The sequence below is a fragment of the Ruegeria sp. YTSA064 genome, from assembly GCF_059610325.1.
The window spans coordinates 103832-122719 of the sequence record NZ_JBXWNK010000013.1 but is presented as its reverse complement, the minus strand read 5'-3'; the positions used below and the strand labels follow the sequence as shown (position 1 = coordinate 122719).

At 57.5% G+C, this 18888-nt stretch carries 22 protein-coding genes and 1 riboswitch; of the genes, 17 read left to right on the top strand and 5 right to left on the bottom strand.

What is annotated here, in order from left to right; genetic code table 11:
* Positions 1-53: 53 nt before the first annotated feature.
* Positions 54-500, top strand: a complete 447-nt coding sequence (locus tag AC2FI7_RS18855) for a c-type cytochrome (RefSeq protein WP_010443141.1) — start codon at positions 54-56, stop codon at positions 498-500.
* Positions 501-512: 12 nt separating this feature from the next.
* Here the strand turns inward: AC2FI7_RS18855 and AC2FI7_RS18850 are convergent, their stop codons facing one another.
* Positions 513-1133, bottom strand: coding sequence for an FMN-binding negative transcriptional regulator (locus tag AC2FI7_RS18850; protein ID WP_496815716.1), 621 nt, complete (start codon positions 1131-1133; stop codon positions 513-515).
* A gap of 55 nt (positions 1134-1188) precedes the next feature.
* Positions 1189-1335: riboswitch (FMN riboswitch) on the top strand.
* Between the two features lie 72 nt (positions 1336-1407).
* Between AC2FI7_RS18850 and AC2FI7_RS18845 the strand changes: the two genes are divergently transcribed.
* From AC2FI7_RS18845 to cobO, 5 genes are all read left to right on the top strand, one after another.
* Complete coding sequence (locus AC2FI7_RS18845) at positions 1408-1848, top strand: 6,7-dimethyl-8-ribityllumazine synthase (protein ID WP_496815715.1); 441 nt, start codon at positions 1408-1410, stop codon at positions 1846-1848.
* A 90-nt stretch (positions 1849-1938) separates the two neighbouring features.
* Complete coding sequence (gene aroC / locus AC2FI7_RS18840) at positions 1939-3039, top strand: chorismate synthase (RefSeq protein ID WP_010443138.1); 1101 nt, start codon at positions 1939-1941, stop codon at positions 3037-3039.
* Positions 3023-3685 (top strand): HD domain-containing protein, encoded by a 663-nt coding sequence (locus tag AC2FI7_RS18835; RefSeq protein WP_496815714.1) that lies wholly within the window; start codon positions 3023-3025, stop codon positions 3683-3685. The genes aroC and AC2FI7_RS18835 overlap by 17 nt, the downstream gene beginning before the upstream one ends.
* 52 nt (positions 3686-3737) lie before the next feature.
* A complete protein-coding gene (locus AC2FI7_RS18830; RefSeq protein WP_010443136.1) occupies positions 3738-4673 on the top strand; it encodes a DMT family transporter in 936 nt (311 codons plus the stop codon).
* A gap of 58 nt (positions 4674-4731) precedes the next feature.
* Positions 4732-5331 carry a cob(I)yrinic acid a,c-diamide adenosyltransferase gene (gene cobO, locus AC2FI7_RS18825; protein ID WP_010443135.1) on the top strand — a complete coding sequence of 200 codons (600 nt, stop codon included), beginning with the start codon at positions 4732-4734 and terminating at the stop codon, positions 5329-5331.
* Here the strand turns inward: cobO and AC2FI7_RS18820 are convergent.
* The 4 genes from AC2FI7_RS18820 to AC2FI7_RS18805 all read right to left on the bottom strand — a co-directional run bounded on the left by AC2FI7_RS18820 (position 5328) and on the right by AC2FI7_RS18805 (position 8217).
* Positions 5328-5537: a hypothetical protein gene (locus tag AC2FI7_RS18820; RefSeq protein WP_010443134.1), complete on the bottom strand. Its 210-nt coding sequence runs from the start codon at positions 5535-5537 to the stop codon at positions 5328-5330. The two genes, cobO and AC2FI7_RS18820, sit on opposite strands and share 4 nt — an antisense overlap.
* A gap of 270 nt (positions 5538-5807) precedes the next feature.
* Positions 5808-6173, bottom strand: a complete 366-nt coding sequence (locus AC2FI7_RS18815; RefSeq protein ID WP_010443133.1) for an SPW repeat domain-containing protein — start codon at positions 6171-6173, stop codon at positions 5808-5810.
* Positions 6174-6283: 110 nt separating this feature from the next.
* Positions 6284-7234, bottom strand: coding sequence for an AraC family transcriptional regulator (locus AC2FI7_RS18810; protein ID WP_010443132.1), 951 nt, complete (start codon positions 7232-7234; stop codon positions 6284-6286).
* Between the two features lie 116 nt (positions 7235-7350).
* Positions 7351-8217 (bottom strand): branched-chain amino acid aminotransferase, encoded by an 867-nt coding sequence (locus AC2FI7_RS18805; protein ID WP_010443131.1) that lies wholly within the window; start codon positions 8215-8217, stop codon positions 7351-7353.
* A gap of 158 nt (positions 8218-8375) precedes the next feature.
* Between AC2FI7_RS18805 and AC2FI7_RS18800 the strand changes: the two genes are divergently transcribed.
* The 11 genes from AC2FI7_RS18800 (at position 8376) to napH (ending at position 18888) form a co-directional block, all read left to right on the top strand.
* Positions 8376-8888, top strand: a complete 513-nt coding sequence (locus AC2FI7_RS18800) for a MarR family winged helix-turn-helix transcriptional regulator (RefSeq protein WP_010443130.1) — start codon at positions 8376-8378, stop codon at positions 8886-8888.
* Entirely contained in the window at positions 8885-9586 is a 702-nt protein-coding gene (locus AC2FI7_RS18795) for a response regulator (protein ID WP_010443129.1), read from the top strand. The genes AC2FI7_RS18800 and AC2FI7_RS18795 overlap by 4 nt, the downstream gene beginning before the upstream one ends.
* Before the next feature lie 68 nt (positions 9587-9654).
* Positions 9655-10581 carry a histone deacetylase family protein gene (locus AC2FI7_RS18790; protein ID WP_010443128.1) on the top strand — a complete coding sequence of 309 codons (927 nt, stop codon included), beginning with the start codon at positions 9655-9657 and terminating at the stop codon, positions 10579-10581.
* The gene (locus tag AC2FI7_RS18785) at positions 10578-10820 is read left to right on the top strand and encodes an exodeoxyribonuclease VII small subunit (protein WP_010443127.1); all 243 of its coding nucleotides are present in this window, start codon (positions 10578-10580) and stop codon (positions 10818-10820) included. Before AC2FI7_RS18790 ends, AC2FI7_RS18785 begins: the two co-directional genes overlap by 4 nt.
* Positions 10821-11687: a polyprenyl synthetase family protein gene (locus tag AC2FI7_RS18780; RefSeq protein WP_010443126.1), complete on the top strand. Its 867-nt coding sequence runs from the start codon at positions 10821-10823 to the stop codon at positions 11685-11687.
* Between the two features lie 14 nt (positions 11688-11701).
* Positions 11702-13630, top strand: a complete 1929-nt coding sequence (gene dxs, locus AC2FI7_RS18775) for a 1-deoxy-D-xylulose-5-phosphate synthase (protein WP_010443125.1) — start codon at positions 11702-11704, stop codon at positions 13628-13630.
* A gap of 212 nt (positions 13631-13842) precedes the next feature.
* Entirely contained in the window at positions 13843-14355 is a 513-nt protein-coding gene (gene napF / locus AC2FI7_RS18770; protein ID WP_010443124.1) for a ferredoxin-type protein NapF, read from the top strand.
* Positions 14352-14624 (top strand): chaperone NapD, encoded by a 273-nt coding sequence (locus tag AC2FI7_RS18765; RefSeq protein ID WP_010443123.1) that lies wholly within the window; start codon positions 14352-14354, stop codon positions 14622-14624. The genes napF and AC2FI7_RS18765 overlap by 4 nt, the downstream gene beginning before the upstream one ends.
* A 17-nt stretch (positions 14625-14641) precedes the next feature.
* Positions 14642-17134, top strand: coding sequence for a nitrate reductase catalytic subunit NapA (gene napA / locus AC2FI7_RS18760; protein WP_010443122.1), 2493 nt, complete (start codon positions 14642-14644; stop codon positions 17132-17134).
* Between the two features lie 27 nt (positions 17135-17161).
* Complete coding sequence (gene napG, locus AC2FI7_RS18755; RefSeq protein ID WP_010443121.1) at positions 17162-17980, top strand: ferredoxin-type protein NapG; 819 nt, start codon at positions 17162-17164, stop codon at positions 17978-17980.
* The gene (gene napH / locus AC2FI7_RS18750; RefSeq protein ID WP_496815713.1) at positions 17977-18888 is read left to right on the top strand and encodes a quinol dehydrogenase ferredoxin subunit NapH; all 912 of its coding nucleotides are present in this window, start codon (positions 17977-17979) and stop codon (positions 18886-18888) included. The genes napG and napH overlap by 4 nt, the downstream gene beginning before the upstream one ends.

The window sequence follows — 18888 nt, the reverse complement described above, 5'->3', positions numbered from 1 at the left end:
TGTAGGAATACGCGAAAGGCCGAAGGAAATCACCAAGTAGCCGGAGAATTCCAATGCCAAAAATTGCCGTAACTGCGTGTCTTTTTACGATTCTGACTACAGCACAAGCGATTGCTGCCGGAGACCCCGCAAAAGGCGAGCAACTCTATAACCGATGTTCATCCTGCCACGCGATCATCAAAGATGGCGAAGTTTTGGTTAAAGGCGGAATCACGGGGCCGAATCTCTATGGCGTGGTTGGTCGCGTGGCCGGGACTGAAAACGACTATCTGAACGGAAGCGAGCGTCTGCCCATTGGCATGTTTACCGATGACATGATCCGTGCCGGGCAAGAAGGGCTGGTATGGACCGAAGAAAACATCGCCGCCTATTCACAAGACCCCATCGACTTCATCAAACAGTATCTGAATGATGAAACCGCCCGCCCGAATATGAGCGTGAAGCTAAAGAAAGGAGCGGATCACATAGCCGCCTATCTCGCCACCTTCACTACTCAGTAAACTAGGTGATTTTTAAATTTTGGCCTCGCGCATAAGCGAGGCCAATGTCCCGACCTCAGCCCCAATCCCAGCAGATTGGACGTGATCAGCGGCGCGTTGGCGCGCAACGTCGGGCTTGTTCTGGTTAAGTTTCCAAGTGCCATCTATGTCCGATACCGTCAGTCGGCATGGCACGATCATCCGCATCATCCGATCCAGCGCATCTGGTGTCATCTTCGACGCCAGCCATGGAGGCTTAGGCAACAGGCGATTCTCGAAATCAGCAGCCTGTCGATCCAGCAGGCCTCGCAACTCTTCCACGGGGCGCATCTCAAGCACGCCGGTCAGATGCACCGCAACATAGTTCCAGGTCGGGACCTGATCATCGACGCCATACCAATCAGGCGAGATGTACCCATCAGGCCCTGAAACGGCGATCCGCGCAGATTGCGGCTGCTTCAATGCACGAACGATCGGGTTTGACCGCACCAGATGCAGATCCGCCCATCCGGCATCTTCGCTCAGCAGGAATGGAACGTGGCTCAGCAACGGAGCTTCTTGTGTCGAGACCGCCAGAACGCCAAAGGCGCGCTCTCGGGCAAAATCGATATGACGCGCACACGCCTCGTTGCGAAAGGCAGGGTTAGGATGCATTTAGGTCCTCCGTCCAATTTCTCTTGCAGAACCAGTATCGAATTGGCAAGGTCCACCTCGTTCTCAGGGCGGGGCGAAATTCCCCACCGGCGGTATGCGGGCTCGACCCGTAAGCCCGCGAGCGGCCCCGACCTTCGGGGTGTCAGCAGATCTGGTGAGAGGCCAGAGCCGACGGTTACAGTCCGGATGAAAGAGAACGTGCAGCACGCCGGTAATGCGGTGTGCCCGCTCGTGATCGCCTTGGGTGAAGTGTCTGTTTGCTAAGGAGATCATGATGACACACACCCGCTATTCTTTCGTCAAAGCCAATTGGCATTCTGATATCGTGGATCGCGCCCTTGATGGGTTCTTGCAACTCATCCCCGCCGAACAGGTCGATATATTTGACGTCCCCGGCGCGTTTGAAATGCCTTTGATTGCCCGCGATCTGGCTCAAACCGGTCAATACGCAGCCATAGCCTGTGCAGCCTTTGTAGTAGATGGGGGCATATACCGGCACGATTTTGTTGCTCAGGCCGTGGTTGATGGTTTGATGCGCGCCGGTATGGATACCGGTGTCCCTGTGCTGTCGGTCTCGCTGACGCCGCATCAATATCAGGAAACCGATCATCACAACGCCATCTACCGCGAGCACTTTGTGCAAAAAGGGCGCGAAGCCGCACAGGCGGCCCTAAAGGTCACCGAAACCCGCACGCACATCGCTGCTGCGGCCTGACAGCTAGCGGTCGGGGTCACCCTCGACCGCAAATCCGCTTGAGGCCAAGCCCCGCGCCCGCTAATCACGTTCCGCAAAGGAGCACGCCCCATGTCGATGAACAGCTTTGGACACCTCTTCCGAGTCACCACCTGGGGTGAAAGTCACGGCCCTGCATTGGGGGCCACCGTCGACGGCTGCCCACCGGGTGTGCAAATCAATGAGACTATGATCCAGCACTGGCTGGACAAGCGCAAACCAGGGCAGAACAAGTTTACGACCCAGCGACGCGAGCCCGATCAGGTCAAAATTCTGTCCGGTGTTTTCGAAGGCCAGACCACCGGCACGCCTGTACAATTGATGATCGAGAACACCGATCAGCGCTCGAAAGACTACGGCGACATCATGGACAAGTTCCGCCCTGGTCACGCTGATATTACCTACTGGCAGAAATACGGTATTCGCGATTATCGCGGTGGCGGCCGAAGCTCGGCTCGGGAAACGGCATCGCGCGTCGCCGCCGGAGGATTAGCGCGCGAAGCAATCAGGCAGATCGCCCCGAATGTGCAGATCACCGGTTATATGACGCAGATCGGCCCGCACAAAATCGACCGTGCCAATTTCGACTGGTCGCAGATCGAACAAAACCCGTTCTGGACACCGGACGCTAAATCTGCCGAGGATTGGGCGGTCTATCTCGATGATCTGCGCAAGTCCGGAAACTCGGTCGGCGCGGTAGTTGAGGTCGTGGCACGTGGCGTCCCTGCGGGGCTGGGCGCACCAATATACGCAAAGTTAGACACTGATCTGGCCGCTGCCATGATGTCGATCAACGCCGTAAAAGGCGTCGAGATTGGCGAGGGTATGGCGGCAGCAGAACTGACCGGCGAAGCCAACGCTGATGAAATCTTTATGGGTCAGAACGGCCCGCAATACAGCTCGAACCATGCAGGTGGCATTTTGGGCGGCATTTCCACAGGGCAGGACGTCGTCGTGCGGTTTGCGGTCAAGCCGACCTCGTCGATCTTGACCACTCGCAAAACCATCACCAAATCCGGTGAAGAGACCGAGATCATTACCAAAGGACGCCACGATCCCTGCGTTGGCATCCGCGCCGTGCCGGTGGGTGAGGCGATGATGGCCTGTGTAATCCTCGATCACTTGCTTCTACATCGCGGCCAGATCGGCGAGAACCGTGGACGGATTGGCTGATCATCGCGCGGCGCTTCGGGCGGTCGTCACGCAGCGAATGCTGACCGATCCAGCGCATGATCTGGCGCATCTGGATCGGGTTTGGTTAATCGCTCAGACTATTGCTGACCAGCGCACCAACCAGCGTGTATTGCTCGCCGCCTGTTATCTGCATGATCTGGTCAATCTGCCCAAGGACGATCCCAACCGGCATCTGGCGTCGCAACAATCGGCCACTGAATCAGAGCCTATTCTTGCAGAACTTGGCTTTGCGGCTTCGGAAATTTGCAACACGCAACACGCCATTGCTGCGCACAGCTACTCCGCCAACATCCCTCCTGAATCGCCCGAGGCATGTATCCTGCGGGATGCGGATCGACTGGACGCACTTGGCGCGATCGGGATTGCCCGCACCTTCGCCGTGTCGGGAGCGTTGGGGCGGGCGTTATATGATATCGCCGATCCCTTCGCCGAAGACCGCGTCTTGGATGATCAGAAATTTGCAATTGACCATTGGAAGACCAAGCTGCTGAATCTGCCAGCTGAAATGGTGACTGATGGCGGACGTGATTTAGCGCACAAGCGGGTTACTCAAATGCTCGGGTTTCTTGAGATATTCTCGGAAGAAATCGGGCACCCACTCCCAATCAACTGGAAATCTGTCTGATTGGTACAATCCCATCGTTGATCTTTTGCGCGCGAAAGCGCAGGTTCGCGCCATGGCGAAATCCTTAACATCGCATCGTCCGGCATTAGCCGTGGCGCTGAAACTCAGTGCGCTGGTGCTGTTCACAGTAATGTCCGCCTTGGTCAAGGCGCTGTCGGATGATTTCCCTCCGGGCGAAATGGTGTTTTTCCGCTCGCTCTTCGCCATTCCGGTCATCATTGCTTGGTTGTCATGGCGCGGAGAGCTGACGCAAGGTTTCATCGTAAAGAAGCCCATGGGCCATTTCTGGCGCGGTGTATTGGGCACGTCGGCCATGGGGTTGACCTTTACCGGACTTAGCCTGCTGCCTTTGCCCGAGGTCACGGCCATCGGCTATGCCACCCCTATCTTCACGCTGATCATGGCCGCAATCATGTTGGGTGAACGGATACGAATGATCCGCATCGGCGCCGTTGCGCTTGGTCTTGTCGGCGTTCTGATCATGATCTGGCCGCGCCTGGGCTCGGGTACTGCTGAAACCGCCGCAATGATCGGCGCGCTCTGTGTATTGGCGGCTACTGTCGCGCGCGCTTTTGTTCAGATACACATTCGGCAACTTGTGCAGGTGGATCATCCAGCTGCGATTGTGTTCTACTTTTCGCTCACGGCAACTTTGCTTTCAAGCCTATCGGTGTTTTGGGGCTGGGTTGTCCCAAGCTGGGAACAAGCTGCATTGCTGGTCACAATGGGCTTGATCGGCGGAGTGGCGCAGATTCTCGTGACATCCTCGTACAAATTCGGCCAAGCCTCAATGTTGGCGCCTTACGATTATACGACGATGCTGTTTGCCATCATCATCGGTTATATCTGGTTTGATGAGCTTCCGACCCTGGTGATGCTGGGCGGCGCGACGCTGGTGATTGCCGGCAATGTCGTAGTCATCCTACGCGAACGCCAACTTGGACTCGATCGGACCAAGGCGCGGTCTGTAACCGACCCCAAAGCGTGACTTTACCTTTTGCAAACTTCCCCTAGTTTAGGGCGCGATACTCCCATGAGGTTTCCCAATGAGCGACGCACAAAACCACAAAGAAAAAATGCAAGAGGTGCAGGCGAAGCACCGCAAAAAAGTCTCGGAAGCGGTTGATCCCGGTCGGGGATTGGTGCTGATCAACACCGGCAAGGGCAAGGGCAAGTCCTCGGCCGCATTTGGTGTAGTAATTCGCGCCTTGGGTTGGGGTCAGAAAGTGGCTGTGGTTCAGTTCATCAAAGGCAAATGGAAGACGGGTGAGCGCAGGTTCTTTGAAGAGCGTGATCTGGTCACCTGGCACACAATGGGCGAAGGCTTCACCTGGGATACGCAAGACCGCGAACGTGACATTGCTGCCGCGACGGCAGCCTTTGGCAAGGCGTGTGATCTGATGAAAAGCGGCGACTATGATCTTGTTGTTTTGGACGAGATCAATATCGCGCTGCGCTATGAATACCTTTCAGTAGAGACTGTTATTGACGGTCTTAAGGCCCGTTCGGACAAAACCAGCGTATTCCTGACAGGCCGGGATGCACCCCAAGCTTTGCGCGAATATGCGGATCTGGTGACCGAGATGACCGAAGAGAAGCATCCGTTTCAGGCCGGTATCAAAGCCCAGCGGGGTGTGGATTTCTAAACCCGCACTTCCCCTTCATTCAGCGCGCGCAGTGATGCGCGCCTGACAGGCTCAGGTGTCACGACGGGGTGTTCCTCGAGCTTGCGACAACGTTCGGCATCACAGGTCTTGTGATCAAGATAAGCGGCGACATCTGAGGTCAGCGCATCGCAATCACATGACGCGCAACAGGGATCGCCCATCAATTCTTCGAAACGTTCGCGCAATCGCAGCCTCTTTGTGGTCGTTTCCGGGGCGATGGCAGGCCTTCACATCTGCACAAGCTGAGCCTACAGATCGCCCCAGAACCTGGAGCTTGATATCAAAATCTGGCGTTGCATTATATCTGATTGTTTTAATCGGAAATTTCAAGCCCTAAATTCGATTACATCATCGCCAACTCAATTTGGGCAAATCGCCTTATTAGAGCCGAAAAAGGAAGAGGGCCACGCAGAAATCCGCACGGCCCATCAATGATTTACAGATTTGGTATTCGGTCAGACAACAACATCTTTTTCGGGCGCACTAAGCGATATGACCGCGACAACAGCGGCACCGTTTATCCAGTAGAACAGGGCGTCAATGCCGGAAAATCCAAGCAGGCTGGGCGCCATCAGAAAGGCAATACCAACAAGAAGATCTACAGCGAGGTGGAACTTGTAGGACAGCACCCTCCAGATTCCGAGATGATGATCTGTCAGAATAGTCAATACGAAGGCGGCCACGCCTGTAAACACGGACAGCCAGAGTGCCAAGGGGTTGGACTGACCAAGCCCTAGAACAAAGGGCAACACCATCAGCGCAATCGCAACTGGGTAGTCGAGATACGCATGGACAGAGCGGGTGACAAAACGCAGGGACATTTCAACTTCCTTTCCTTAATCAGTGATGGCTAAAGGATAGGAGCAGCGATCCGAACGGAGTATACTTGGTCGTTTGATAAACTTTGCAGATCGTTCGAAATACTAAACGTTCAGTGCAGTGCCCGATAGGCGGCGGGAGATACGCCAACCTGCTTCTTGAACACGCGCGAAAACGCGGCCTCAGAGGCATACCCCACCTCGGCAGCCGCATCCGCAACATTCCAGCGGTTTTCGGTCAACCCATGACAGGCTATCTGCATCCGCCAATCTGTCAGATATTGTATCGGAGTTGTTCCCATCTTCTGGGCAAAAAGCTGGGCAAACGCGGTGCGCGACATCGCTGCCTCGCGCGCGAGTGAGGCAACACTCCACTCCTGTGCGGGGGACTGATGAAATGCCGTCAGCGCCCGCGAGATGCGCGGGTCGGCAAACCCGGCCAGCGCGGCATCATCCGGGCTTTGGTGTTCCAGATAGGCCCGTATTGCTTGCGCAAACAGCACTTCAGACAGTTTCAAAGCAATTAAATCGCCGCCAATGCGTGCGCCGGACACCTCTGATCCGATCATGCGCAGGGTCGCCTCAATCCAGGTGCCAGCGTCCTCCCCGTAATTCTCGATCAGAATATAGGGCGGCAGCCGATCGATCAGCATATGCCCAGTCCCTTTCCGACCGGCGGGTCCCGTAAACGAGAAATGACCGCAGATCAGCTGCGTATCGCGTTCTTCTTCTGCCCCGCCATAGACCAGCACACCGTCGCCGTTGTAGCCGGACTGATCCAACACCTGCTCAAGTGGCAGAGCGTCATAGGGTTTGACCTCGTTGCACAGCAGCGCGTGTGACGCGCCATGTGGGATCAAGATCAGGTCGCCCTGCCGCAACCGCAGCGTCTCGCCAGTTGCAGACAGGTAAACCTTAAGCTCACCGCGCTGAACAAAGTGAAAGCGGGCCACGTTCTCGTAGCTCGGCACCTGTATCCCGAACGGAGGGGTAAAGGATGTGCGAAAGTAAAATGTACCACGAAGAGACAGGCGGGTGAGAATATCGCTGAGAAGATCCAACATAGATCAAGAATACGGTCTCACACGCAGGCGTCCATATCTCGGGACGATCTGCACAAAAATTTGCACGACCTGCGATCAAAACCCCCGCCTGAGCGGGGGTTCAAAGCGGTATTAACTTACGCGCGGACCAGCTTTTCGTAGTCTTCGGCGATTTCGCGGGTCAGCTCGCCTACTTCAAACGTATAGTCACCGATTTGCCCGACCGGCGTGACTTCGGCCGCTGTGCCAGTCAGCCAACACTGTTCGAAATCTGCCATTTCTTCGGGTCTGATGCGGCGTTCGTGGACAGTGACGCCCTTGTCTTTCAGCATCTGGATGACCGTCTGACGGGTGATGCCGTTTAGGAAGCAATCGGCCAGTGGGGTGTGCACTTCACCATCCTTGACGAAGAAGACGTTGGCACCCGTCGCCTCGGCCACGTTTCCGTTGTAATCCATGAACAAAGCGTCCGAGCAGCCTTTAGCTTCGGCCTTATGCTTTGAAATGGTGCAGATCATGTAAAGACCCGCTGCCTTGGCATGTACCGGAATGGTTTCCGGGCTGGGTCGTTTCCATTCGGCGATGTCCAGCTTGGCACCTTGCATCTTGGCATCACCGTAATACGCACCCCAAGGCCAAACAGCGATGGCCATCCGAACGGGGTTCTTGGCGGAAGCGACACCCATGTCCTCGCCCGAGCCACGCCAGACCAGCGCCCGCACATAAGCATCCTGAAGTCCGCTAGCTTTCAGCGCCTCTTCCTTGGCGGCCTCGATCTCATCGACCGAGTAGGGCATCGGCATATCCAGCGCCTCAGCCGAGGCAATCAGGCGTTCCGAATGTTCGCGGCTTTTGAAGATCTTACCGTTATAGGCGCGCTCACCCTCAAACACGGAGGACGCATAGTGCATCGCGTGGGACAGAATGTGCACATTGGCTTCGCGCCAGGGCACCAGTTCGCCATCCATCCAGATGACACCGTCGCGATCGTCATATCCCGCCATGCGAAACCTCCTGAGCCGGGCTGTATTTCCAAATGTTGCGCCAATTAAGTCCGATCCGGACATAATGTTGCGCAAAAACTGCGATTCGATACCTGTGCGCTCTTGGAATGTCAATAAGGCTGACATAAAGTCAGATCATACTGAGTATGAGGTCCGACATGTCCGACATCCGTCCCGCCCCGGTATTTGGCGGAGAAAGCCTGTTGTTTCTGACAGATGAGCAACTGAGGCAGGGCATTGAGGCTATGTTTTTTGCCTATCGCGGTTTTACCGCCGATCCTGATCGTATCCTGACTGAATTGGCCTATGGTCGGGCGCATCACCGGGCCATCCACTTCATCAACCGCGCGCCGGGGACAACGGTCAACAACCTGCTGGCCATATTGGGTGTTACCAAACAATCGCTGAACCGCGTTCTGCGTAGCCTCATCGAAGATGGTCTGGTCGAAAGCCGAGTCGGAACAGTGGACAAACGTGAACGCCACCTATTTCTGACGGATAAGGGGAAGGCGTTAGAGGCCAAACTCTCCGACGCCCAGCGCGCCCGGATGCGCGCGGCCTACAAAGATGCGGGCCCCGAAGCAGTGGCCGGGTTTCGCAAAGTGCTTGAAGCGATGATGGATGCTGATATGCGTCGTGCATATACAAAACTGCGGGATACGACTTCATGAGCGAAATGGACGCCCATCTTCTGATCGTCGACGATGACGAGCGCATTCGCGATTTGCTCAAGAAATTCCTGATGCGCAGCGGGTTCTTGGTGACTTCTGCGCGCGACGCGGCCCATGCGCGGCGGGTGTTGTCAGGGTTGGATTTTGATATGATTGTGCTGGATGTGATGATGCCCGGCGAGGATGGCGTCAGCCTGACCCGGGCCTTGCGCGAAACGCATTCCACCCCGATCTTGTTGCTGACGGCAAAGGGCGAAACCGAGCATCGGATTGCTGGTTTGGAAGCCGGAGCGGATGACTACTTGGCGAAGCCGTTCGAACCCAAAGAGTTGCTACTTAGGATCAATGCCATTCTGCGCCGGATGCCGGAAACGCCCGCGCACGACGCAGTGGCCAAGATTCTGCATCTTGGACCAATTCGCTACGATATCGAGCGGGGAGAGATGTGGCAGGGCGAAGACCCAGTGCGCCTGACTGCAACGGAAAGCCAGTTGATGAAGATATTCTCGGCCCAGCCCGGCGAACCGATTAGCCGTGCCAAGCTGGTCGAGGACCTGGGGCGCGACAAGGGACAGGCGCAGGAACGTGCGGTGGACGTGCAGATCACCCGCTTGCGTCGGAAGCTGGAGCAGGATCCGAAACAACCTCGGTATCTGCAGACTGTGCGCGGTGCGGGCTATATGCTGGCGCCGGACTGATGAGCCGCTGCGCGGCGTTTTTAGGCCTTGGGCGAGGATATTTTTAGCCAGATGAAGATGGGATCCTGATGAAAACCGCTTTGCTGACCCACGCAGATTGCCTGAACCATGCGACACCGGAGGGGCATCCAGAGCGGGTGGCGCGGTTGGAACATATCCTTCATGCGCTTGAGGATTTGGATTTGCAGCGTGTGACAGCGCCGTTGGCGGCGGATGATGATTTGCTACGAGTTCATCCGCAGAGCCATATCAGTGATATTCTTGACCAAAGGCCCTCGGATGGGTTCAAGCAGATTGATGGGGATACATTCATGTCTCCAGGATCTGTTGATGCGGCCTATCGCGCGGCAGGTGCGGTGGTGCGAGCAGTCGATCTGGTACTGGGCGGTGAAGCACCGAATGCGTTCTGTGCGATACGACCGCCAGGCCACCATGCCGAGACGGAAGCGGCCATGGGGTTCTGTCTGTTTGGCAATGCCGCGTTGGCTGCAAAGCATGCACTGGATCATCACGGGTTGAACCGCGTGGCAGTGGTGGATTTCGATGTTCATCATGGCAATGGCACGCAGGATTTGCTGTGGGACGAAAAGCGCGCGCTGGTGATCACCAGTCAGCAGATGCCGTTATGGCCCGGCTCTGGCCGTACTGACGAAACCGGCGCTTATGAGACGGTTTTGAATATTCCTTTGGCACCGGGCACAGGCGGAGCGGAGATGCGAGCCGCTTATGAGGCGCAAGCTTTTCCACGACTGCGCGCTTTCAAGCCGGAACTAATTATTGTCTCCGCCGGGTTTGATGCCCATCAGGATGATCCGTTGGCAAATCTTAACTGGTCCACGGGTGATTTCGCCTGGATCACGGCGGAGCTGTGCAAGATTGCTGATGAAGTGTGTGATGGGCGTATCGTCTCGACTCTGGAAGGCGGGTATGATCTGAACGCATTGGCCGAGGCGACACGCGCCCATGTGGAAGAATTGATGAAGGCAGCACAATGACCGATACCCCAGTCGAACAGATGACCTTTGAACAGGCGATGAAAGAGCTTGAGGCCGTGGTGGGCCAGCTGGAACGAGGGGATGTGGCGCTGGATCAGTCGATCGCTTTGTATGAGCGGGGTGCGGCGTTGAAGAAACGCTGTGAGGATGAGCTGAAGCGCGCCGAGGAAAAGGTGGCCGCGATCACTTTGGACGCAGATGGCCAGCCAACCGGGACGACGCCTGTCGAAGGTCAGTAAATGTTTCGTGAAAAGCTGGCACAGGATGCCGCGCTGATTCAGAGCCATTTTGATCTGGTTCTGAGCGCGCTGGATGAACTGGATGTGACCCGCGCGATGACCTATGCCACGCAAGGCGGCAAGCGTCTGCGAGGGTTTCTGGTGCTGGAAAGTGCTCGGTTGCATGGCATCGATGCGGCTCGGGCGATCTGGCCAGCGACGGGGATCGAAGCGCTGCATGCATACTCGCTGGTTCATGACGACCTGCCCTGCATGGATGATGATGACCTGAGGCGCGGTCGCCCCACGGTTCATGTGAAATGGGATGACGGGACGGCCGTTCTGGCCGGGGATGCGCTGCAGACACTTGCATTTGAGCTTTGCGTGCGGCCAGAGGTCGGAAATGCTGAAATACGCGCCGAACTGACTCTAACACTGGCAAAAGCGAGCGGCGCGCAGGGTATGGTTCTGGGTCAGGCGCTGGATATTGCGGCGGAGACGGCAGCAGGGCCACTGACACTGGATGAGATTACGCAACTGCAAGCGGGCAAGACCGGCGCGTTGATCGAATGGTCCGCCTGTGCAGGCGCACGGCTGGCGCAGGCTGATCCCACCCCCTTGCGCCAATATGCCCAAGCGCTTGGGCTTGCCTTTCAGATCGCGGATGACATCATGGATGTCGAAGGAGATGCCGAAAAGGCAGGAAAGCGCTTGCAGAAGGATGCAGAGGCGGGCAAGGCGACTTTTGTCTCGCTTCTTGGCCTGGATGCGGCTAAATCCCGTGCCGCTGAGCTTGTGGATCAGGCTTGTGCTGCGTTGGATGAATATGGTTCAAAAGCTGAAACCTTGAAGCAGGCTGCCCGCTTCGTTATTGCCCGGGACAGCTAAGCCAGGAACGCCAAATGTCAGACCGCCCGAATACGCCTCTGCTGGATCTTGTGAACCGCCCTGCGGACCTCAAGCAATTCACGGATGCGCAGCTGCATCAAGTGGCGCATGAGCTGCGGTCAGAAACGGTCTCGGCTGTGTCTGTCACGGGCGGACATCTGGGGGCAGGTTTGGGAGTGGTCGAGCTGACCACAGCGCTGCACGCTGTGTTCGATACTCCGAGAGACAAGATCATTTGGGACGTCGGTCACCAGTGCTATCCGCACAAGATTCTGACCGAGCGCCGCGATCGGATTCGCACCCTGCGCATGAAAGATGGCCTGAGCGGATTTACCAAGCGCAGCGAAAGCCCATATGACCCGTTTGGCGCGGCCCATTCCAGCACTTCGATCAGCGCCGCGCTGGGGTTTGCAGTGGCTCGTGATCTGGGCGGTGTGACGCCCGAAGGTCTCGGCGATGCGATAGCAGTAATCGGCGATGGCTCGATGTCTGCGGGCATGGCATTTGAGGCGATGAACAATGCAGGGCATCTGAACAAACGCCTGATCGTGATCCTGAACGACAACGAGATGAGCATTGCGCCACCCGTGGGTGCTCTGTCCAACTACCTATCGCGTATCTATGCCGAAGAGCCGTTCCACGATCTGAAAGCAGCCGCCAAGGGCGCAGTATCCCTATTGCCTGAACCTTTTCGCGAGGGGGCAAAGCGCGCCAAGGACATGCTAAAGGGCATGGCCATGGGCGGGACGTTGTTTGAGGAATTGGGCTTTTCTTACCTCGGCCCCATCGACGGGCATGATCTGGACCAGTTGTTGCCGGTCCTGCGTGCGGTCAAGGCCAAAGCGACAGGTCCGATCCTGATCCACGTATTGACCAAAAAGGGCAAGGGTTATGCCCCTGCCGAACAGGCGCGCGACAAGGGTCATGCAACCGCGAAGTTCGACGTAGTGACGGGTGAGCAGAAAAAGGCACCATCCAACGCGCCGTCTTACACCTCGGTCTTTGGCAAGACCCTGGTCGAGGAAGCGGCGCGGGATGACAAGATCGTCGCGGTCACCGCTGCAATGCCGGATGGGACTGGGCTGAACCTGTTTGCTGAGCGCTACCCTTCGCGGTGTTTTGATGTGGCGATTGCCGAACAGCATGGTGTGACATTCTCGGCTGCGCTGGCCGCCGGCGGGATGAAGCCGTTCTGTGCAATGTATTCCACTTTCCTGCAGCGTGGCTACGATCAGGTGGTACATGACGTAGCCATCCAACGCTTGCCGGTGCGCTTTGCAGTCGACCGTGCTGGTTTGGTCGGAGCCGACGGCGCGACCCATGCGGGATCGTTTGATATTGCTTACTTGGCCAACCTTCCGGGCATGGTTGTCATGGCCGCCGCGGATGAGGCTGAGTTGATGCACATGGTTGCCACTGCCGTCGCTTATGATGATGGTCCGATCGCCTTCCGCTATCCTCGCGGCGAAGGGGTGGGCGTTGACTTGCCCGAGCGCGGCGAAGTGTTGGAGATTGGCAAAGGCCGCATAATCCAGAAAGGTGCGCGTGTAGCACTTCTGTCCTTCGGGACGAGGCTGGCCGAGGTGCAGAAGGCGGCCGAGGCGCTTTCCGCGCGCGGGATCACCCCCACCATCGCCGATGCGCGCTTTGCCAAGCCTCTGGATCGGGATTTGATCCTTGATCTGGCCGCGAACCACGAGGCGCTGATCACGATCGAGGAAGGCGCAGTTGGCGGTTTCGGCAGTCATGTTGCGCAGCTTTTGGCCGATGAGGGCGTGTTCGACGAAGGTTTGAAGTATCGCTCGATGGTATTGCCGGATATCTTCATCGATCAGGCCAGCCCGGCGGATATGTACGCGGTCGCTGGTATGGATGCAGAGCAGATCGAGGCTAAAGTACTGTCGATTCTGGGCGTCACGACGATTGGCGAAAAACGCGCCTGAATCGGCGAATTCGTTTGGCGCAAACGCGTGGTCGTGATTTAAGTTTCATAGACACATCTGAAATTGTGCATTTTTTGCACATGTTTTTTGCCTCTGCGGGGAAATAACAGCTTTGAAAATGACATAGGTCAATATCCTGATGTTCGGGTTACACTAGAACCCGACTCGGGGTGAGGCTGCTCCTTGCCCTTTATGCATAAGGTCGCAAGCGAATGAACAAGCTAGCCAGCCGCCGTGCGTTTCTTAAGGGAAAAGTGCTGCGCAATGATCAAAACTCCATCCGCCCGCCTGGGGCAGATGCAGCCGAGTTTCTTGAGCTGTGCACGCAATGCGACGAATGCCGCGAGGCATGTCCCGAAGACATAATCAAGTTCGACACACAAGGCTTCCCCGTCGTCCAACTGGATGCAGGCCCCTGCACATTCTGCGGTGATTGCGCCAATGCTTGCCCGACCGGAGCATTGAACCCCGAACATATCGCCTACTGGCCCTGGCGCGCCAGAGTTGCGGCCACGTGCCTGTCGATGAATGGTATCAGTTGTCGTGTCTGTCAGGATATCTGCGACCACCGTGCAATCCGCTTTCAATTGCAGACCGGTGGCCGCGCCGAACCCGTACTCGACACCGATACCTGCACCGGCTGCGGCGCCTGCGCCAGCGCCTGCCCCGCCGGTTCCGTCAGCTTTGAACGCCACACCCCGCCCACGCAGGAGGTCGCCTTATGAACATCTGTGGATGCCTCGTCCATGTAACCCCCGAAACCACGCAGAGTGCACAGGCCACGATTGCGGGTACAAAAGGGGCAGAGGTTCACGCGGCATCCGAGGATGGCCGCATTGTTGTTGTGGTCGAGGATACGCCGGAAAAACTGGCATCCGAGACGATCATGGATCTGCATCAGATCCCGGGTGTGATCTCTCTGACCCTGACTTATCACCATTTCGAAGACCTCGCGGAGACCCGTCCGCACCTTAACGCTTCTCGCCAGAACTAAAGCCGGAGACCCATGTCATGACCATCTCTGAATCCCGCCGGACCTTTTTGAAATCAACTGCCGCCGCTGCGACAGCCTCAGCCGCAGGTTTGCCGCTTGCAACCGGACAAGTAAACGCTCAGGCCGGGAACCCTGATATTCGCTGGGACAAAGCCGCCTGCCGGTTCTGCGGCACTGGCTGCTCGGTCCTGGTTGGCACCAAAGACGGGCGCGTGGTTGCCACTCAAGGCGACCCGGACGCGCCGGTGAACCGTGGCCTGAACTGCATCAAGGGCTATTTCCTATCCAAGATCATGTACGGCAAAGACCGTCTGACCACGCCGATGCTGCGCAAGACCAATGGCGAATACGATAAGAATGGTGAATTCGAACCCGTCAGCTGGGACGAAGCCTTCGACGTCATGGCCGCCAAGTGGAAAGAGGCCCTTGCCAAGAAAGGGCCAACCAGTGTGGGTATGTTCGGCTCGGGCCAGTGGACTGTCTGGGAAGGTTATGCCGCTGCCAAGATGATGAAAGCGGGATTTCGGTCCAACAACATCGACCCCAACGCGCGCCACTGCATGGCCTCTGCGGTTGTCGGCTTTATGCGGACATTTGGCATTGACGAGCCGATGGGCTGCTACGACGATTTTGAACATGCCGATACGTTCGTGCTCTGGGGCTCGAACATGGCCGAGATGCACCCCATTCTGTGGTCACGCCTGACCGACACGCGTCTGACCAAACCAGGATCCGAAGTGCATGTGCTGTCGACCTATGAACACCGCTCGTTCGAATTGGCAGACAACGGGATGGTCTTTGTGCCACAAACCGATCTGGCGATCCTGAACTACATCGCCAATTACATCATCCAGAACGGCGCTGTGAACGAAGACTTCGTCAAGAACCACGTCAACATCACCAAGACCGCCACCGATATCGGTTATGGCCTGCGTGACAACAACCCGCTGCAGCAAGAGGCTGAAAACCCGAACTCGGGTAAATTGGAACCGATCAGCTTCGAGGAATATGCCGAAGCCGTTTCGGAATACACGCTGGAATACACATCGGAACTGTCCGGCGTTCCTGCCTCACAGCTCGAACGTCTGGCCCAGCAATATGCCGATCCAAACCGTAAGGTGATGAGCCTGTGGACCATGGGCTTCAACCAGCACACCCGCGGATCGTGGGTAAACTCGCTGATGTACAACGTGCACCTGCTGGTCGGTAAGATTTCAGAGCCCGGCAACTCGCCCTTCTCGCTTACCGGTCAGCCCTCGGCCTGTGGTACGGCACGTGAGGTTGGGACCTTCGCGCACCGTCTGCCCGCCGATATGGTCGTGGCAAACGACAAGCACCGCGAGATCTGCGAGACTGCGTGGAAAATCCCTGCGGGCACCATCCCGCCCAAACCCGGGTTCCACGCCGTACTGCAGCACCGCAAACTGAAAGACGGTGATCTGAATGCCTATTGGGTGCAGTGCACCAACAACATGCAGGCGGCACCCAATATCAACGAAGAAGGCTATCCCGGTTATCGCAACCCTGAGAACTTCATTGCCGTATCCGATCCCTACCCGACCGTAACGGCTCTGTCTGCTGACCTGATCTTGCCCACCGCCATGTGGGTCGAGAAGGAAGGTGCCTATGGCAACGCCGAGCGTCGCACGCAATTCTGGCGGCAACAGGTCAAGGCTCCGGGTGAGGCGAAATCGGACCTCTGGCAACTGATGGAGTTCTCCAAACGCTTCACCGTTGAAGAAGTTTGGGGCGAGGAACTGTTGGCCACTATGCCCGAACATCGCGGTAAGACCATGTATGACGTGCTGTTCGCCAATGGCACGATCGACCAGTTCCCGCTGTCTGAAACCGCGGAAGGGTTCGACAACGACGAATCTGAGCACTTTGGCTTCTACGTGCAGAAGGGCCTGTTCGAGGAATATGCCAATTTCGGTCGCGGCCATGCGCACGATCTGGCACCGTTCGAAACTTACCACCAGGCGCGCGGCTTGCGCTGGCCGGTCGTGGACGGCAAAGAGACGCTTTATCGCTTCCGTGAGGGCTATGATCCTTACGTGCCCGAAGGTGCGGATGTGAAGTTCTACGGCCACAAGGATGGCAAGGCCAAGATCATCTTTGCACCATACGAGCCCGCCCCCGAGGTACCGGATGAAGAGTTCAACCTGTGGCTCTGCACGGGCCGGGTGCTGGAACACTGGCATTCGGGTTCAATGACTCGCCGCGTGCCCGAACTGCACCGCGCCTATCCTGCCGCTGTGGTCTACATGCACCCCGACGATGCGCGCGAGCGTGGTCTGCGGCGCGGGCAGGAGATCGTTCTATCTACCCGCCGCGGCGAGGTTAACAGCCGGGTTGAAACCCGCGGCCGGAACAAAGTGCCGCGTGGTCTGGTGTTCATGCCGTGGTTCGACGAAGGCCAGCTGACAAACAAGCTGACCCTGGACGCGACGTGCCCGCTGTCGAAAGAGACCGACTTCAAGAAATGCGCCTGTAAGGTCGAGCGCGCGTAAAAGGCTGGCAAGGCAAAGGTCGTCCCCATGTCTCGTGTTGGCACACCCCTTTCGCCGCAGCGGCGCCGGTTCCTGCAGGACTCGGCGCGCGCAGCGGGTGGCTGCGTGGCAGCCGGGTCCTTGCTGGCCTGGCTGGCGCGGGACGCACGGGCGTTGCCGGCCGAGGCCTTGCGACCCCCCGGAGCCTTGCCGGAAAAAGACTTCCTGTCGGCCTGTATCCGCTGTGGATTGTGCGTGCGGGAATGTCCCTATGACACGCTGAAACTGGCGGAACTGGGTGTCGATGCGGTGGCCACCGGCACACCGTATTTCACCGCCCGCGAAGTGCCTTGTGAGATGTGTGACGACATTCCTTGCGTCGCGGCCTGCCCGACCGGAGCGCTGGACCCCGGACTGGACAATATCGACGACGCCAAGATGGGTGTGGCTGTTCTGGTCGATCAGGAGAACTGCCTGAATTTCCTCGGCCTGCGTTGCGACGTCTGTTACCGCGTCTGCCCCGTCATCGACGAGGCGATCACGCTGGAGACCGAACACAACGCCCGCTCAGGCAGTCACGCAATCTTCATTCCGACCGTTCACGCCGATCATTGCACAGGTTGTGGTGTGTGCGAGAAAAGCTGTGTTCTTCCTGAAGCCGCGATTAAGGTTCTGCCCATCCGTCTAGCCCGGGGCAGCAGCGCTGATCATTACCTTAAGGGCTGGGAAGAAAAAGAGGCCAAAGGCGCGCCCGTCGTCGAAGGCATCATCGATTTGCCTGACCGCCTACCGGGGCCGGGCACCGATAACCTTGTCGCTCCGGGCGGATTTGAACCCAGCTTCAAGTTGCCGGAGGTCACCCAATGACCGCCCGCACACATATGCCACTGGGGCAGGAAGCCATCGCAGCCAAAGGCTGGCTGGGTGCCCATAAATACCTGCTGCTGCGCCGGGCAAGTCAGCTGTTCTTTCTGGTGTTGTTCCTGCTGGGCCCGTGGTTCGGTATCTGGATCGTGCAAGGCACTCTGGCCGGGTCGCTGACGCTGGGCCTGCTGCCCCTGACCGATCCGTTTGTCTTTCTGCAAAGCCTGATCGCTGGGCATTGGCCCGAACTGACCGGCGCGATTGGCGCTGCCATTGTTCTGGTGGCCTACGCCCTGATCGGAGGTCGCGTCTATTGCTCGTGGGTCTGCCCGATCAACCCCGTAACCGACAGCGCGCATTGGCTGCACCGCAAGCTGGGCCTGCAAAAAGGCTGGCAACCCAAACGTGGCACTCGTCTGTGGATCATGGTCACTGTACTGATCGTGTCCGGCCTGACCGGAGCCATCGCGTGGGAGCTGGTCAACCCGATCACCATGCTGCATCGCGGGCTGATCTTTGGCATGGGATTTGTCTGGGCGATGGTCGCCGCGATCTTCCTGTTCGATCTATTTGTCTCGCGCCACGGATGGTGTGGACATGTCTGCCCGGTGGGCGCGTTCTACGGATTGATCGGCAGCAAAGCGATGCTGCGGGTCAGCGCCACCAACCGAACCGCCTGTGACGATTGCATGGATTGTTACGCCGTTTGCCCGGAAAACCACGTCATCTCTCCGGCGCTGAAGGGCAAAGACACCCCGCTGATCCTGTCGCCCGACTGCACCAATTGCGGGCGCTGCATCGATATCTGCGCCGAAGACGTTTTCAAATTCACCCATCGGTTCGACGCCCTGACTGTCGCGCCACCGAAACCAACCGCCGCGCCCGAGCCGCGCGCCTCAAGACCTTTTTGA